7 protein-coding genes are annotated in these 18,287 nt (G+C 37.3%); all 7 read right to left on the bottom strand.

All coding sequences use genetic code 11. The annotated features are described in order from the left end of the window. Positions 1-7 precede the first annotated feature (7 nt). Positions 8-3,184: a SusC/RagA family TonB-linked outer membrane protein gene (locus tag AC0L3Q_RS19665; RefSeq protein ID WP_473282187.1), complete on the bottom strand. Its 3,177-nt coding sequence runs from the start codon at positions 3,182-3,184 to the stop codon at positions 8-10. 270 nt (positions 3,185-3,454) lie between these two features. Beyond that, a complete protein-coding gene (locus AC0L3Q_RS19660) occupies positions 3,455-6,745 on the bottom strand; it encodes a VCBS repeat-containing protein (protein WP_473282186.1) in 3,291 nt (1,096 codons plus the stop codon). A 68-nt stretch (positions 6,746-6,813) separates the two neighbouring features. After that, on the bottom strand, positions 6,814-8,388 hold the full coding sequence (locus tag AC0L3Q_RS19655) for a RagB/SusD family nutrient uptake outer membrane protein (protein ID WP_473282184.1): 1,575 nt from the start codon (positions 8,386-8,388) through the stop codon (positions 6,814-6,816). Between the two features lie 12 nt (positions 8,389-8,400). Then, positions 8,401-11,580: a SusC/RagA family TonB-linked outer membrane protein gene (locus AC0L3Q_RS19650; RefSeq protein WP_473282182.1), complete on the bottom strand. Its 3,180-nt coding sequence runs from the start codon at positions 11,578-11,580 to the stop codon at positions 8,401-8,403. A 318-nt stretch (positions 11,581-11,898) separates the two neighbouring features. Then, positions 11,899-12,939, bottom strand: a complete 1,041-nt coding sequence (locus AC0L3Q_RS19645) for a hypothetical protein (protein WP_473282180.1) — start codon at positions 12,937-12,939, stop codon at positions 11,899-11,901. 37 nt (positions 12,940-12,976) lie between these two features. Then, positions 12,977-14,698, bottom strand: a complete 1,722-nt coding sequence (locus tag AC0L3Q_RS19640; RefSeq protein ID WP_473282178.1) for a SusD/RagB family nutrient-binding outer membrane lipoprotein — start codon at positions 14,696-14,698, stop codon at positions 12,977-12,979. 17 nt (positions 14,699-14,715) lie between these two features. Further along, complete coding sequence (locus AC0L3Q_RS19635; RefSeq protein ID WP_473282176.1) at positions 14,716-17,973, bottom strand: SusC/RagA family TonB-linked outer membrane protein; 3,258 nt, start codon at positions 17,971-17,973, stop codon at positions 14,716-14,718. Positions 17,974-18,287: the final 314 nt, after the last annotated feature.

The following is an 18,287-nucleotide window of genomic DNA, read 5'->3' as shown; positions in this document are numbered from 1 at the left end:
GTTCATTTTAGAAATTTGCTTGAATGTTAAATCCGAAACTCTTAGTAGATGGTACACCACCTCTTTCAATTCCTTGCAGGTTACTAGCAGAACCTCCTAAACCAGCTTCTGGATCGATATGAGGAACATCAGTATTAAATAAAGCAAGGTTTCTTCCTTCTAAAGCAATTTGTAATGCTTTGATAGGTGTCTTCTTAAGAATCTCTGAAGGGAAAGTATAAGCTAAACTAATTTCTCTCCATTTGATGAAAGTAGCATCAAATACGTTACCTTCTACAACACTAGCGTTTGCAAATCCACCCCAGTAGTTTTGTACACTTGAAATTGGAGTAGTGTTTGGAGCAACAATTGTAGAACCATCAGGATTTGTACCCGTAGCTACAAATGTGTTAGGATCAACAAATACTTCACGATTATTTACAGCAGTTTCTTCAGCTAAACCTGCTCTTCTTAACTGACCTACAGTGTTAGAGAATATTTTTCCACCTTCTCTGTAATCGAATGTAGTAGATAATCTCCAGTTTTTATATCTGAAAGTCGAAGTTATACCCATTGTATAATCAGGGAAGATGCTTCCAAGAGGAGCAGACTGACCAACCTGACGGATACCATTAGCATCAACAACGATTTGATCATCGATATCATTTCCTTCAGCATCAACTGCTCTTAACCAACGTGGACCAAATAACTGAAGATCTTCACCTTCGATTGCTCTTACGGCAATACCATTAAATCCAGTTGCTAAGTTTAAAGCACCACCTGGTAGAGAACCAAGGTCTTCTACTTTAAATTCGTTAGTTGTGAAGTTATAGTCTAAATCCCAGCTAAAGTTGTCATTTTGAATAACTTTTGCATTGATTTGTAATTCAATACCTTTGTTACTAATCTCACCAACGTTAGTTAAGAATCCTCCAAAACCAGAAGTTTGTGGAGTAGGTACAGTGATAATCTGATCCTCAGTAAAGTTTTCGTAGTATGTTGCGTCAATGAATAATCTGTTATTCAATAAACCTAATTCAACACCAATTTCGAAGTTTTCCTGATTTTCAGGCTTCAAATTTTGATTGGCTAAAGTTCCATCAGAGTTAAATGCTAACTGTCCGTCGAATGGGAAAGTACCTCCCTGTCCAAACTGTTGGAAGAACCCAGTATCTGGATTAAACGTAAAGTCTAATAGGAATGGTGCAGTATCAACACCTACGTTTGCCCATGCTCCTCTAATCTTACCATAGCTTAAGAAATCACTCTGAATGTTAAGAGCATCAGAGAATATCCAACTCAAAGAAACAGAAGGATAGAAGAAACTATTGTTACCAATAGGTAGTGTAGAAGACCAGTCGTTACGACCAGTTGCATTTAAAATTAACCAGTTCTTGTAGTCTAAAGTAATGTCTCCAAATGCACCAAAGATTCTTCTTAATGTGAAATCTTTTACTACTGCATTCACTTCCGCATTACCTGGATCAAATAATTCTGGTACTGTTAAGTTAGTACCTGTGTTTTGTAAACGATCTAGTACCCTTTCGTTCCACTGAACACCACCACGTACTGTTAAGTTGAAAGCATCAGAAAGAGACTTGTCATAAGTAGCGATAAGGTCTAAAGTAAGCTCACGTCTTTTGATGAAATCATCAACAAAACTACCACGTAAAGCACCGATAGTACCGATACTGTTTTGGATTAAACGTTGATCAGTAAATGTATCGTAACCAGCTCTACCTAAAACATTGAAGTTTTCAGTAGGAGCAAAAGTTAAAGATGCATTACCGAAGAAACGCTCTACTTGAGTTTGAGTAGCATTCTGACGAGCAATAAACAATGGGTTGTTCGATTGTCCTCCTGGATCATTGATCTGATTTCCGAATTCGTCAACATCTGGATCGAATAAAGAGAAGTCAGTTAATCTTGAAAGACCATTAACAATATTTGTTAATACGTTAGGGTCATTTGCTCCCTGAGCAGCAGTACCTATTGTATTTGTTCTAACATAGTTTACACTAAATCTTGAACTTAATTTCTCATTAAACTCTTTACCTGAGTTCAAACCAATATTAGTTCTATTCAAGGAAGAGTTAGGGATGATACCTTGTTGATCAGTGTAAGCAACACTTAATCTGTAGTCATCACCATTTTGACCAGCTCCAGAAACAGTTACACTATTAATAGAAGTGATACCAGTGTCGTAAAAATCTTCAACACCATCTTCGAAAATTCTGAAAGGAACATTTTCGTCTCTTAGGTTAACAAATGTCTGTCCTGCAAGAGATGGGTCATTAATAGAAGGACCCCAACCAACAGTAGTCTGGTCTCTTTCATTCTGTGTAAAATCATATACACCTTGATCACCACTGATAAATTCGTTTTGGAAATCTGGTAACCTTAAAGGAGAGTCAAAACGTAAACTAGAGTTAAAGCTTATACTAGCTTTAGAACCTTGCTTACCTTTCTTAGTAGTAATGATGATAACCCCTGCAGATGCACGAGATCCGTAAAGAGCAGCTGCAGAAGCACCTTTCAGTACAGAAATAGTTTCGATATCATCTGGGTTGATATCCTGAGCACGGTTACCAAAGTCAAATCCTCCAGTTATACGTGATCCGGTAGCAATATTCGAGTTCGAAATAGGTACACCATCTACAACAAATAATGGTTGCTGGTTACCCTGTAAACTTGAGATACCACGAATAAGTATTCTTGTAGATCCACCTACGTTACCACTCTGATTTTGGATTACTACCCCGGAAGTCTTTCCTTGTAGTGCTCCAAGAAGGTTGGTTTCTCTTACCTCATTCAGATCTTCAGATTTAATAGTAGATACTGCATAACCAAGAGATCTTGCAGAACGCTCAATACCAAGAGCCGTTACTACTACTTCTTCTAATTCTGAAGCTGATGCCGCCAACTGTACGTTGATATTGTCATTATCACCAACTACAACTTCTTTGGTTGTGAAACCAACATAACTAAACGATAATACAGCACCTTTGTTGGCGGCAATACTATAATTACCATCAAAATCGGTCTGTGTACCGCTAGCTGTGTTTTTCACAACGATATTAACCCCTGGTAATGGTAACCCTCTGTCGTCGGTTACATTACCTGAGATAGTTTTTTCTTGCGCAAAAGTTATTTGCACAACAAACGCCAAAAGTAGCGTTAAAATTCCACTAAACTTTGTTCTCATTTTACAATTTATTTGAATTAGCCAGCTCCAAAAATGATAATAATATCTTTATAAAACAACTTTTTACTATTAAAATTTGAATTATTGCTTTAAGTGGTTTAATAAATAGTAAACTCTTACTAAAACGTTGTAGTAGGGGGTTTGTAGGATATTTTCGGATTTTTTTATCTAATTTTGAGTGTGTTATTACGCGATCAGGGTCGTAATTATCTTGATTATTATTACTCTTTAATAATAGATGCTTTAATTAGAATGTTGTTTGCAAAATGCTTATTTAGAGCTATTTGTATTGCGCCTAAAAAAGGATATGCTATCGTTGTTAAACCCGGATATCAGATATTCACCTTGATTAAGTGTTAATTTTTTTAAGAACCTCAGTTCTTTATTATGTAAGTTTAGTCCTACTTTTTTTGGTGATATATGGGAGAACGTGTTTTTTGTCCTGCTTTTTGTGATCAAAAAGCCTGGATTAGAATTGAATATACCGTGATACGTGTTAAGGCCATAAAAGTTTCCTCCCAAAAGTATTTGTTGATAACCTTCTCCTAGAAAATCATCAGCCAAAAAGCAGTTGATAGTGGATAATTGTAGTGCAGGAGGGAACTCAACGAAATCCTCAAATGTGCCATTTGTATTGTGAAGATAACCGCTTTTCAGTGTAGCCACGCTACTAGTGTTTTCTGTGGTGTCTATATTTAATGACTTCAAAATTTCTTCTATGGTTTGATTTGCGTAACTTTTATAATCGGTATAATGCTTATTAATGATATTAATTTGTGAAGCGAATTCATCTTTAGAATTGACCGGGTAATACTTTCCGTCTACGGTGTAAGCTAGCAGCGTTTCGTTTTTGTTGTTTTTGTCAAAATCACCATAGTACATCATTAGAGGGTGTTCTTCGGTAGGCTTAAACTTGGTATTTTGCCCCCAGTTGCCTAAAAGAATATCCTTATCTCCGTCAAAGTCTATGTCGTAAAAGGCGATGGATTGCCAAAGACCAGTGATATTAGCTTTTATCTTAGTTTCTTTAAGAATACCCTTATTGTTTATAAAAATTCTAGGTTTATCCCATTCCGTGGTAATTAATAGGTCCTTTATATTATCACCGTTGATGTCTTCCCAAATGGCGTCAGTTACCATACTGGTCAATGAGAAGTTTTCATCTTTTACAAAGTGTAAGTCTCCTTGATTCTTTAATAGATAAGAATTTACCTTCTTTCCAAAGTTGGAACTGTCCGATCTATTCCCTACAAAGATATCGATATCTCCATCTTGATCATAATCGTAGGCTTGAACAACTGCAGTATTCAAATTGTTTCCAGGTATTGGTATAGAAGATTTTGAGAAATTACCGGAACCATCATTGATATATAGTCGGTCATTCTGAAATTCGCTATGTCTAGAATTAATAATTCCAGATGCAACATAGAGGTCTAGGTCGTTGTCTCCGTCAGCATCAAAAAAAGCAGCATCAATATCTTCACTAATAGAATCATTTGCTATAGCAGGAATTGGTAGATGTTGAAGTTTTTGATTTTTGCTAACCAGTAATCTTGACTTTTGTAAAGATGCTCCACCGATAAATACATCTTCTTGTCCATCATTGTTGATGTCTCCTATGGCAATTGCGGGACCTTGAGTAGATACTTTGTAGGGAATGAGCTTATTTACATCAAAATCATTGTACTGATCTTCTTGATGCTTGAAATTTGCTAGTTGTTCTTTTTTGAAAATCGGATTAATTGTTTGACGCTCGTACGTATAAGGTGTTAGATTTTGAGTATCGTATTTAATTTCGATGTTTTTGCTTTTGAAATCTGCCAGGTTGATATTCTGACAAGTGTTGTCTGGCCAGATCACTTTTATGGAGTCGATATTTTTCTCGCCTAATCCAAAGTGTAATTTAGGTTCTACGGAAGAGATAAAGCCTCTCGATGTAAATAATTGCTTGTTCTGAATTTCGTTATTGCTGTAAACGAAAACTCTGGTGCCAATACCTGATTTGTTTGTTGGTTTATAATCAAACCTTATAGAAAGGGAAGATTTGTTAGAGTCATCAGAACTTCCATTTTTGTATATACTAGCAAAATCATTTAAGTTGTTTACAATTAAATCGAGATCTCCGTCATTATCCAAATCTGCATAAGTCGCTCCATTAGATAGAGTCGGGGTATTTTTGATCCAATCTCCAGTTTTGTTATGGAATGTTTCGCTGTTTCCTTCAAAAATGGCGTTGGGGGTTTCTCCAGTAGGCATTACTTTTAGAGATTTTATCAACCATGTATTCTTTTGTTCTTTACCTCGATGTTGATTTTTGAAAGAATTCGACATATATCTCATAAAATCAAGGTTATTGGGTCTTTTGTATATTCCATTGGTGATAAACAAATCCTGATGCCCATCAAGATTGTAATCTGCAATAAGAGGAGCCCAACTCCAGTCTGTAGCTGCAATATTATCATATAGCCCTTTTTCTATGAAAAAATCTCCAGATTTATTCATTTGAAGCATGTTTCTGGCATACTGTTTTTGATACCCTTGGCTAATCAAGAATTCTTGAGTTTTGTAAGAAACATCTCCATCTGATTCTTTGAGCACTTTTTCCTGATAGGGCAGCATGTCAAGAGTGATTAGGTCCTGAAATCCATCACCATCTAAATCTGCTGCATCACTTCCCATAGAAAACCTACTGGTATGCGAAAAGTGTTTTGGAAGCTCTTCGTTAAAAGTACCATCTCCTTGGTTGATGTAATAATAGTCATCTTCATGGAAATCATTACAGACATAAATGTCGTCCCACCCATCGTTGTTAAAATCAGCAATTGACGCGCTAAGTCCATATCCATTAGCGCCTCCATGGATTTTAGCTTCAAGACTTACATCGGTAAATTTTGAGTTTTCGTTTTTGAGCAATACATCTCCTACATAGTCGGTCCTTTTTTTGCGGATGTAAGAGGGACCATGAGATGTTTTGGTGTGTAATGCGTGATTTACAATGTAAACATCCAGATCATCGTCTTTATCATAATCAAAAAAATAGGCTTGGGTAGCATAACCTTTATAGTTTAAACCATATTTTTCTGACTCTTCGGTAAAAGTTCCGTCTCCGTTATTGATAAATAGCTCATTATGCCCTTGAAAACCTAATATATTAATTACTGCGCAAACATAGATATCCAGAAATCCGTCCCCATTAATATCTACCATGGTTACTCCTGTGTTCCAATCAGAGTTTCCTTCGGTACCAGAAGTGGATGTGATGTCTTTAAATTTGAGGTCACCTTGATTGAGGTACAATTTGTTTTGACCTCTGTTGGACACAAAATACAAATCTGGTAAATCGTCATTGTTGATATCTCCTACAGCTACTCCTCCGCCATTATAGTAATAAAGGTAGTTGACAATATTGTATTTTTCATCTTCCTGGATTTGATTTTGAAAATCGATTCCTGTGGTAGTGTTGTCTAATTTTGAAAATAAATATGATGTCGGATTTTGCTCCTCCTTTTCGGTACAGGAAAAGAACAAAATCAAAAGAAGTGATGTTAGGATGTTTTTCATGGGTTAAATGTAAAAAAGAGGTTGTGAATCCACAACCTCTTTTATTTGAAACTATATTTTACTTACTATTAGTTAGGAGTAGGTGAGATAGGGTTGAAATCTGTCTCGAATGCTGGAACTGGCCAGTATTCTAAGTATCCATAGTTAATAGTTGCGTTGGTGTTTACATTACCATTTTCGTCTAGAACTCTAGCGCCAGTTCTTGATCCTGCAGCAACTCCATAACGACGAGCGTCATAGAAAGAAACTGCTCTCATGATTAGTGCAAGACGACGTTCTTTTCTGATTTCCTCTAATGCTTGATCTTGTGTTAATCCGGTTCCTACAGTAGCAGCTAGACCAGAGGCTTGTAAAGTTCTTACAGCATCCAAGTGTGCAAGACCACCTTCGATATCGTTGGTTCTTACTTTTGCTTCTGCTAAGAATAACTGATTTTCTTCAAAATTCCCTGCATAGTACATCGTGGCACCTAATGGGTTAGAAGAAACGATAGGAGTATTGTCATTCCAGAATCTTGACGCACCATATTGGATTCCTCTACCTCTTGGGTTAGGGAAATCGAAATCAGGTTCGAAGTATAATTCTAAACGCAAATCACCAGCGTTGATATCCTGAAGTAATCGATCACTTGGGAAATACCAGAAACCTGTTACCTGACCTGGCATCCAGTTGTTATCGATAAACGAAGATTCAGACTGCATGATAAATGCATTTGCGTTTCCTGATACTCCATTGTTTGCCAAAGTAATTACCTGATTCCAGTCAGCGGCAGTCATGCTCGCAACAGGAGTGTTGTATACTAAGTTACGTACTCGTAAAGAGTTTACGTTTTCTTGTAATCCAGCAAGGTTTACTTTTGAAGTCAAATAGGCTAATTGTAAACCAGTAAATCTGGTGTCAAATGTAGCAGCATCTGTTACTCCATTTAATAATGTTTCTAATTCAGTTAATAAAGCGTTTGATTTATTAATCAATTCAGAGTTAGATACAAAATTCGTATTAGGCTCAGAAGTAGGGTTAGAAATTAATCCTTGATCGTTGATTAATCCTTGCTCATACATAGATCCTAATCTGTGGTATGCATAAGCTCTCCACCATAGAGACCATGCTCTAAAGGCAGCTATAGTAGCGCCATCAGCTTCTAGGTTGTCCAATGCTTCTGCAATAGTATTACTTTGTACGATAATTCCGTACATGTCTCTCCACTCGTACTGAGTTGGGTTGTCACTACCAGCTGCTCTTGTGTTTCTGATAGCAATTTCTCCCGGTTGAGGACCTCCTGCTGGAGGCAATACTACAGTACCGTCATCCAATGTTACAGATGTAGTTTGGTTTACCCATCTACCTCCAAAATTACCCCATGGCATACACATTACATCTCCCATGGTTTCGTGATATCCATAGGTGAAGAAAAGCATTGGGCTTTCTAATTCTGCTCCAACAGATTCGAATACATCATCAGATGCTAAGAAGTCATATACACCTTTAGAAAAGGTAGTCAATCCGTCTACATTATTTAGAGATGCAGTAGAAGGAAGGTTGTTGTCAACAGGGTCAATGTCTGTATCTAAAATATTATCTTGACAAGAGACCACAAACGATAGCGCTATAAGTAACGCTGCTTTGTTTAATAAACTTTTCATAGTCTTATTTTTTTAAAATGCTAGGTTTAATCCAAAATTATAGCTCTTTACGTTTGGATGCGTAAATTCATCAAATCCTCTTTGGAATGTGTTTCCAAATCCTCTTGCTGCTTCTGGATCTAGACCTTTGTAATCTGTGATGGTGATTAAGTTTCTTCCTGAGATGCTTAAGTTGATGTAGTCAAAAGCTTCTAGGTTAAGCACGTTGTTTAGTTTGAAATTAAAACTAATATCTCTAAATCTTAAGAATGAACCATCTTCAACAAATTCTGACGTTGGTACATTGGTGTTGTATAAAGAAGTATAGTAGCTTACAAAAGCTCCGGTTTGTACTGCACCAGTTGGGTCTTCAATAGATACAGGGATTGCAGTGTCAGAATGCAAACCGTTGTTGTATAACCACTGTCTTGCACGGTTGTATACATCAAGACCTTGGAACCAATCTATCTGGAAAGATACTCCCATGAAATCATTGAAAAATGAGAAGTCATTAATAAATGTCATTACAAAATCAGGCTGAGTACTACCTGCTACTACTTTGTCTGGTCCAATCACAACTCGACCAGTATTTTTGTTTACAACATATCCTGAGCTAGCCACTGTAAAGTCGTTTACGTCAGCTTCAGGAATGATTCTGTTTCCGCTAGCATCAAGAGCATCTAAGCTAGTAATAACTGGGAATACAGAGAAAGTACCAATTTCTTCTCCTTCGTCAAGAACGAAGTTGTCATTAACAACAACTGGAAGTCCATTCGCGATTCTATCAAGTACTGCTGTAGATTTTGTAAAGCGTAATCCGAAATTCCATCTGAATTTTTCTGAAGTAAACATGGAAGCGTCTATAGAGGCTTCAACACCGTCACTTGAGATATCATATGCATTCGAGAAAATCGCACTTGTTCCGGTACTACTTGGAAGACCCAAACGGAATATTGCTCCATCCGTCTTTCTGTCAAAATAGTTCACAGAACCGTCTAATCTAGTAAACCAAGCTCCTTTTCCAGGAGTGAAGGTGTAATCTATACCAACTTCAAGTTCTTTTGAAGTTTCTACCTCAAGACTTGGATTTGCTACAGAAGAAGGAATTCCTGAGATTACCTCACTTCCTACTGTTGTAGTAGCAAGAGTAAAGATGTTCTGGCTGAATAAAGGTTGGATACCAGCTTCACCATAGGCACCTCTAATTTTTAAGTTACTTACTAAGTCAGATTCAAACAATTCTGCAATATTAAGATATGCATCTGCTCTTGGGAACGTAAAGTCTAAGTTGTTACCGAATCTGTTAGAGAAGTCACGTCTGAAACCTGCAGAGAAACCAAATGTACTTTCATAATCAAACTTTTGGTTCAATAAGAAACCATAAGTTCTGAATGGTTCATCGCTAAACTCATTGAATGTTTTAACAACAGCTTGATTCACATTAAAAGAACCGAATGGTCCTGTTGGTAAGTTTGTTCCTTGAACATCAGTGGTACGAGATCCTAAATCTCTCCAGTCAAAATTAAATGTTGTGTTCGACGTAAAAGGAATGTTGATTTTAAGATCTTCTTTAAAATCTAAAGTCAAGTTTGTCGAGATCAATAAGTTTTGGAAAAACTCTTGTGTATCTACTTGATTTATAATACCAGAAACATTGGTTCCGATAGAGGAAGCCTGTTGGTGGTTAGTTTGATTTTCTTGGAAGAAAGTAAACTGTTGAGAGAAGGTATCGTATCCGTACTTGAAGTTTAGAGATAGTACTTCAAAAGGTTGATATGTTACATCAAGATTTGCAATATATCTAGTGATTTTATCTTCTCTTGTTTGAATTTCTTGGTAAAAGAAAGGGTTTGTAGAGTTAGGATCAGTAGCATCTGGTGATACCGTAAGATCTCCATCAGAGTTTCTGTTGAAGAAATCTACGTGAGGAAGATTTTGAAATACGTTATTGATCAAGTTGTTTGCATTTGCATTATCCGTATCTGTACCTGTGGTGTTCGTACTATTGATAACATCAAACCTTGTGTTGATCTTAATTTTTTCTCCTAGATCGAAGCCTAAATTAATACGGCCGTCATATTTTGTATATTTTCCAATTACTAAAACACTCTCTTGTTCTGTTCTGTTTCCAGAAACAAGATATCTGATGCCCTCTGATCCTCCAGATACAGTAATACCATTTGTAGTATTAATTGCGTCTCTAAAAAGAATATCGGTAGCATCAAAAATTGGTTCCCTGAACGGAGTGTCATTAATCCCTTCTGCACCTAGCGCTGTTCCGTTGATATTTCTTTCATCAGGATCTACTGCTAAATATTGTGCTTCATCGTTAAGCTGTGTTACTGGTGTACCATTTAAGTCTACCAAAAAACCAGCGGCATTTGTAGAATAGTGGTGTAAATCAGCTCTTAATCGATCTTTTCCCGTGATTGCTTGCGCAACACTTACTGAAGATCTAATGTTTACAACAGGAGCACCAGCTGAACCTTTTTTGGTGATGATGTTGATCACCCCGTTTGCTCCCTGCGCACCATAGATGGTACCTGCTGCAGCTCCAGAAATGGTTTCAACTCGTTCTACATTAGAAAAGTCAATATCTGCAAGACGAGAACTCTGGTTTGAAGCTCCACCTACACTTGACTCCGAAGTAGAAACCTGAACTCCATCAATTAATATCATTGGCTGAGACGAATTTAAACTGTTAATCGATCTTAGAATGATATTTTGTTGCTGACCTGGTTGACCTGTAGTCGATTGGATAATAGTACCGGCAATTTTACCTTGAAGAGCTTGATCAATTGCTTGAGCCCCCTGTACTTGAAGATCTTCTGCTTTTACTGAGTTTACAGAAACCCCCAATTTACGTTTGCTTGTTCCGGAAGCAACCCCTGTTACTACTACTTCTTCTAGTACTGCAGCATCTTCTTGGAGTGTTACATCAATTTGATTACTGCTTCCAACAGTAACTTCTTGTGTTGTAAATCCAAGATAACTGAATACTAAACTTGAACCCACACTAGCACTTACCGAATACTTTCCATCAAAGTCGGTTTGAGTTCCACTATTGGTTCCTTTTACAATAATGTTTACTCCTGGTAGTGGGGATCCCCCATTGTCCGTTACAGTACCTGTAATGGTTTTGTCTTGTGCAAAAGAACTCTGCACTCCTAATGCTAGGAATAGCATTAGGATTCCCTTTAATAAAGATTTCATTGTGTTTTGTAATTTTAGAATTAGCCACGCTAAAAATCTTAATTATATCTTAATAAAACAACTTTTTCGATATCAAATTTACTTGTCCATTTCTTTTTTTGAATGAGAACACGGTGTTACATTACTGTAAAACAGTACTTTGTGTCTGTTTTGAGTTGTAGTTAAAATTTATGCTTTTTTCAGGGTAAAGGAGAGTTTTTTATTAAATTAACAAAAAAAGATCTTTCTGGTTAAAGAAAGATCTTAAAAAACTTATGATTTGGATGTTTTTTTACTAAATATTCATTTTTTCATCTTTATTGTAGGAATAATCTGTAATTATCTCGTCAATAATGCTGGCCAAACTTTACCATCTGGTCGAGTTAGAATTACAGTTCCTCGGTCTCCAGCAGAATTGCTAAAGTCTAATGTCATGTCAGAACCAGAAGTAGAAACGATGGTGTATACATATGAGAATTCATCTTCATCTCCATTTCCGTTTTGTACAGTTTCTATAGTTCCTTCTGCTACCAAATTGATACAATCCCAAACGATTTGTACATCGTCAAAAGTAATGGAGCTAAAGACGTCAACATAGCAGCTATCGAACTGTCCAAAGCTTATGTCTGATGTAGTATATTCTCCGGGAGTATCAGTTTCTTCCCAAGTTACTTGACCAGACAGCGGAGCAGCCGGACAATTACTTCTTCCTCCAGGTGCCGAAGTTAAGGCAGTTATTTGATAGGTGTATGTATCGGCAAGACTTTCTGTAATCGCGCACGCTATTGGTGTTCTATAGGTGTATGGAGAAGAAAAGTATGATCCTCCAGACACATTACCACTTGCATCGTCTTCTGAGAACGTACGTCCATCTGTTAATGTTAATACAAAGTTCAGCTCAAAATCATCTCTTCCCTCTATTAATGTTTCGTCTACACCGGTAAAAGCTACAAGTTCATCTGCTGTGAATGTAATTTCTGTAATAGGTACTCCGCGACTACCTGGTTGAAAATCCGCAGCGGTCAATGTGCGGATCACACCAACTTGTGTGGTAAGATCTGCATCATCACCATCAATGGTTCCATCCATATTAGTGTCTACTCTTGTGTTTTCTACAAAACGAGCAGAAATCTCAATAGATTCTAGGAGTTCACCTTGTTGTGCGTCCTGTTCTTCAATAGTAAGTACATAATTGGATCCGGTCTCAAAGGATAATGTTACATCGTTGTATACCAAATTGTTGTCAATATCAATTGTTCTTAATACTGCTCCAGTTGTTACATTGGCAAGTACATCGTCAACAGTTTTGTCATCGCCACTACAAGCAAACATTATTATAGTGAGTAGCGCTATGTTTATATATTTAAAAAATCTTTTCATTGTTTTGTCTTTTTGTGATTCCTAAATGCTATTCATTTTAGTTGGCTGGTGGGAAAGCTGGGGAATCAGGGTTAGTATCCCAAAAAACTTTTTGATCCGTATTCGGTTTTTGTTGTACTGAAGAATTGTTTGTAACAAGATCAGCAGGATAAAAGAAAGATCTTATCAAATTCCCAGGATTAGGCTCGATATTAGGTTGTAAGGTAGTAGGGTAACCTGTACGACGATAAAAGTTGTAAGAATCGATACCGTTACCAAATAACGCTACCCAATACTGTTCTGCGATTACATCCCAACGATCATCAGGTGTTGCTGCAGCATCAAAATCAGCAAGACGATCATTAACAAAACTAGAAATAGCTGTTGCGTTAGGTGCAAACGACAAGTTTGCAGAAGTGTCTAAAGCTCCAAAAGTGGCTACCTTTGCTATCGATTTGGTTAATCCGTTATTCAGTGCTGTTCTTGCACCAGGAATGTCCATATTAAGCATGGCAACTTCGGCGATCATGAAATCTACCCATGAAGATAGGATGATCGGAGTAATACCAGCTCCTTGCCCTCCATCTCCTTGAGAGATACCTTGAAAACTACTATCGTCAAATCGACCTGCAGCAGGATAAACCCCAAAAGTCGTTCTTAGGAAACCGTCCGGTGGTGTTCCGTCATCATCTCCATGATCACGTCCCCAGTATCCATTATTTAGAAAACAAAATGTGAAATTACCATCGATATAATGCTGAGGAGCACTTTCTAATGAGCAACTTAGTGTTTCTTCATTAGGAGCAATTTCTGCACCTGGTACGGCATTGGTTTGTCTGTAAAAGTAATATCTGATTCTTGGGTCATCATTATTAGACATCTGGTTCATTAACCAGTTTGATAGGTATTCGTCGGCACCATCACCTTCGTAATTGTTTGCGTATCTAGGGTGACGGTTGTCTGGTTGAATTTCATTAGCTCCCCAAGAAAATTGGAAGTCTTCAGAAGCGGTTTGAATGTAATCTCCAGAGGTAACAATAGCGTTAAAATCTGCAATTGCATTGTTATCTACCAATCTGCGTTGCAAATAGATTTTCATTTTTAAAGTGTTTGCAGCCTTAATCCAATTGTCCCAATCACCATTGTAGTAAAAATCATTTTCTGGTTCATTAGCCGCATCCCTTTCGAAATTTACAATAGCCTCGTCTAATAGATCTAGTGCAGCTGCATATATGGTTGCTCCGCTATCCGTTACAGGATTTAGATTTCCAATGCTTCCTTGAACAGCTTCAGTGTAAGGAACATCGCCAAAAAAGTCTACCAAAGTAACTATAGTATAGGCTTCAATTACCTGGCTTATGGCCAAATGATGATACAATTCTCCGTCTATCGCTAATGGCTCCAATGCTCTTACATCAGCCAAAATACCATTAAATGTCTGACTATGTGCGTTTTGATCATCAAAAGATTCTCCAGTTGATTGGTAAGAACCACTCCATACATCATTGAAATCAGCTGGTGAATAAGTGTTTTGATAGTTTCTTCCGAACATATTATCTATTCGGGTTACTTGCCCGGCAATAGCTCCAAAACGCTCCACAACTTTTCCGAAGTCTACTTGTATAGAATTCAAGAAAAGATCTGGGTTGGATTGATCAGGTGTTAATTGATTTGGGTTGTCTGCCAAATCAAGCTCTAAACTCTCGCAAGAGGTAAATAACATTCCTACAGAGAGGATTGCTATGAGTGATATTTTATATGTCAATTTTATTGTATTCATGATGTTGTTTTTTTTGATTAGAAAGAAGCTTTAACACTGATACCATATCTTCTTGAACTCGGTCCATTCAAAAAGTCAAAACCTCTACCGTTACCTACTCCTAATCCAGCTACGTTAGGATCGAAATTCGTTCCATCAGGAATGTTGAAGGCGTCAAACCATAAATTATATCCTGTAAGGTTCAGACTAAGTGAACCAAAAGGAGTGTTGTCTAAATATTTTGTGGGTAAAGAATACCCCAAAGACAGTTCTTGTAATCGTAGTACTGTTCCATCAAAAACTCCAAGTTCATCAGGTCCAAATAATACATTCGAGAAATAGAACGTAGAGTTGTTGATCTGAATGTTGTTTTGAGAACCATCTTCTCTTACTCCTGGTAAGATAAAGGTGTTTTCTCGATCAACCGTATCTGTTGTTAATCCTCTTCCTAATAAAGTAGATACTGTTCTTGAATAAATATCTCCTCCCTTAACAAAAGTGAATAAGAAGCTTAAGTTGAAGTTCTTGTAAGAGAATGAGTTGTTTACGTTCAGCAAGTAATCAGGGTTAGGGTCACCAATTACGAATGTACCCTCTTCTTCTCTATAATTACCGGCATCGTTAACCAAAAAGTTTCCATTGGCATCTCTTTCTATTCTACTACCTACAATGACACCTAAAGGTTCTCCTTCGATAGCGGCATTACCTAAGTTTGAGAAACCTGAGTACACAATAATATCGGTGTCGGCCCCAAGGTCCTCCACGGTAGTTTCGTTAGTGGTAAAATTGACGTTGGTGTTCCAATTGAATCCGTTGTCTGGAAATTGAATAATATCTATACCTAAATCGACTTCTAAACCATCACTTTTGATTTCTCCAATGTTTTCACTGGTTACTGTAGCACCAGTAGAATTGTCTAATGGTCTGTCGATGATCAGGTCTTTAGTGATCCTGTTGTAGTAAGAAACGTTTAATGAAATTCTGTTTCTAAAGAATCTTGATTCGATCCCTAGTTCGATCTCGTTAAGACGTTCTGGCTTCAGGTCTGGATTTCCTAGTCTAGGAGCCGCAGAATTGGTTACAATATCTGTTCCGGAATCCTGGAAGTTTTGAGTGTCTAAGTCAAGAGTAGTAGCTACTGGGAATCCAGTTGGGAAGTTTGCTGAAGTTCCGTAACCTGCTCTTATTTTAAGGTAGTTAATACCGTTGTCTGTTCGTAATCCTTCTATTGCGGTTGTTGGTAAAAATGAAATACTGGTACTTGGGTAAAAGATAGATCTGTTAGCAGAACTTAGGTTGGATACCCAATCGTTTCTTCCAGCTAGAGTAACATATAACATTCTTTTGTAATCAAAGTCTGCTTGTCCATACAAACCAACAATATTTCTTTCTTGTTTGAATTCTATTTCGTTTTGATTAGCAAAGTTTACATGTCTAAAAACATCAAATACTTGTTGATCGCTACTGGCAACACCGTTACGTTCAAAAACTTCTCGTCGGCTTGTTGCACCTAGGTTAAATGTCATTCCTACTTGTTCGCTAAGAGAGTAGCTACCATTAATGATAAAGTTATGGTCAAAAATGGTGTTAATATTAGTCCATGTTTGATAGATACCACTACGCAAGGAAGCATCATCGCTTACTCCACCTTTGTTTTGTTGGTTAACATTAGATTCGGTATAGTTATCCAAACCAAAACGGTATACAAGATTTAAGTTGTCGTTGATGTCGTATTGAATCGTTCCATTACCAAATACACGATTGGTAGTTTGGCGGTTTAAGGCATTGTTAACTGTCCATAGTGGGTGCTGTATACTGTTGTTTTGACGATAATAAACACTAGATCCATCTATTGGATTCTGAAACGGTAATCCTATTAAATCAACACTACGTGGGGTAAAGAACAATTCTCCAAATACCGACGAACCTGTTCCGAAAGATCCGTTACCTCTACTCGCCGATACCGGTGGAGTTCGGAAATCTGTTTTTGAATAGTTCAATGTATTCGAAAGTGTGATTTTGTTGGACAGTTGTGCTTTTCCTCCAAAACCAAGAGTGTTTCTTCTTAATGTGTTTCCTGGGGTAAAACCTTCATCTTCTAGGTAACTATAGTTGGCGTTATAACTTAAAGTATTGTCTGCAGTAGTTCCTCTGAAGTTGATAGCGGTGTTGGAAACTGTTCCTGTTCTGAAAAAGTTTTCTACACTATCGTAAGGTCTCCATTCATATCTCGCACCTGCAAATTGTGGGAATGCTGCAGGAATTCCGGTGGCAGCAGCTGCCGTGCTATACGGGTGGGCTAGAGTTCCATCTTCGTTAAATCCTCTGTTAGGGTCTGAGTTAATTCCATTTCCCCAACCGGCAACACCATCTCTTTCGAAACTAGGTCCCCAGTTACTGAAGAACCATCCAAAAGCTTGGTCAAATCCATTACCAAATTGATCTTGGTAATCAGGTAGGGAAGCAATTTCATTAAAGAAAAATGAAGAGGTTATGGTAACTTCGTTTTTTTTGAGAGCTCCACCTGTAGAACCGTTTTTGGTAGTGATAAGAATAACACCATTACGTCCAGCAGTACCGTAAAGTGTTGCAGCAGCCAAACCTTTTAATACGTTTACACTTTCTATACTGTTAGGATCTAAATCCAAAAATCTACTTGATCCGGAGTTTCCATCGATAAAGTCATTCTGACTGTCTCCATCATTACCTCCTTGCGAGTTAGTGTCACTACTGAAAGGAACACCATCTACAATAAATAGAGGTTGGTTGCTGCCGCTAAAAGAACTAAGGCCTCGAATTACGATATTGGTACCTGATCCCGAAAGTCCATTTTGCTGTGTAATATTTACACCAGAGGCTTTTCCGAAAAGTACCCTACCGATATCTCCTTCTGCTCTTTGTTCTAATTGTTCGTCTTTTACTTCTGCTACTGCGTATCCCAGTGCTTGTTTCTCACGGCGAATACCCTGTGCAGTTACAATTACTTCTTCGAGTTCTGAGGTCGAAGATTCTAATTGCACATCAATAGTATTTGATGCGCCTACCAGTACTTCCTTGTTGGTGAATCCAAGGAAGCTAAATACAAGAGTGCTTCCTTGAGCAGTTTCGATACTGTATTTTCCGTCAAAGTCTGATTGTGTTCCAGAGTCTGTTCCTTTTACAATGATGTTTACTCCCGGAAGAGGGGATCCTGCATCGTCTGTTATTGTTCCTGTGATTGTTTTTTCTTGTGCATACGAGAGGTGCACTACCAGCGCTAGGAATAGCACCAGCATTCGATTTGTCGGTGATTTCATTTATTTTAATTATTAGAATTAGCCAACTTCAAAGTTGATAATAAATAATAACTAACAACTGTTCTTTTAGATTTTTTTAACGTTTTTCGTTACGGTTTATCTGTTAATTTATGATAATTTAAGAGGACTTCTTCAACTTTTTAAAGTTTGCGATTGATTGTCTTAACGGCTGAAAATCAAACGAGTAATTTTGAACTCTTTTTAGAACTGACTGTAGATTAGTTGTTTGTTTCGGTAAAATGAAATTTACAATCTTTTTTATTTGGTCAGGTTTTGTTTTCAATTTTTAGAATGTAGTGGCTTTGTTTTTCTTA

The sequence above is a fragment of the Aquimarina sp. KJ22-3 genome, from assembly GCF_055808215.1.
The sequence above is the reverse complement of the archived record's forward strand: the minus strand, read 5'-3'. Positions and strand labels throughout refer to the sequence as shown.

Coding starts and splice junctions, on each gene's coding strand:
- AC0L3Q_RS19665 (WP_473282187.1), bottom strand. CDS start 3,184: ATGAGAACAAAGTTTAGTGGAATTTTAACGCTACTTTTGGCGTTTGTT.
- AC0L3Q_RS19660 (WP_473282186.1), bottom strand. CDS start 6,745: ATGAAAAACATCCTAACATCACTTCTTTTGATTTTGTTCTTTTCCTGT.
- AC0L3Q_RS19655 (WP_473282184.1), bottom strand. CDS start 8,388: ATGAAAAGTTTATTAAACAAAGCAGCGTTACTTATAGCGCTATCGTTT.
- AC0L3Q_RS19650 (WP_473282182.1), bottom strand. CDS start 11,580: ATGAAATCTTTATTAAAGGGAATCCTAATGCTATTCCTAGCATTAGGA.
- AC0L3Q_RS19645 (WP_473282180.1), bottom strand. CDS start 12,939: ATGAAAAGATTTTTTAAATATATAAACATAGCGCTACTCACTATAATA.
- AC0L3Q_RS19640 (WP_473282178.1), bottom strand. CDS start 14,698: ATGAATACAATAAAATTGACATATAAAATATCACTCATAGCAATCCTC.
- AC0L3Q_RS19635 (WP_473282176.1), bottom strand. CDS start 17,973: ATGAAATCACCGACAAATCGAATGCTGGTGCTATTCCTAGCGCTGGTA.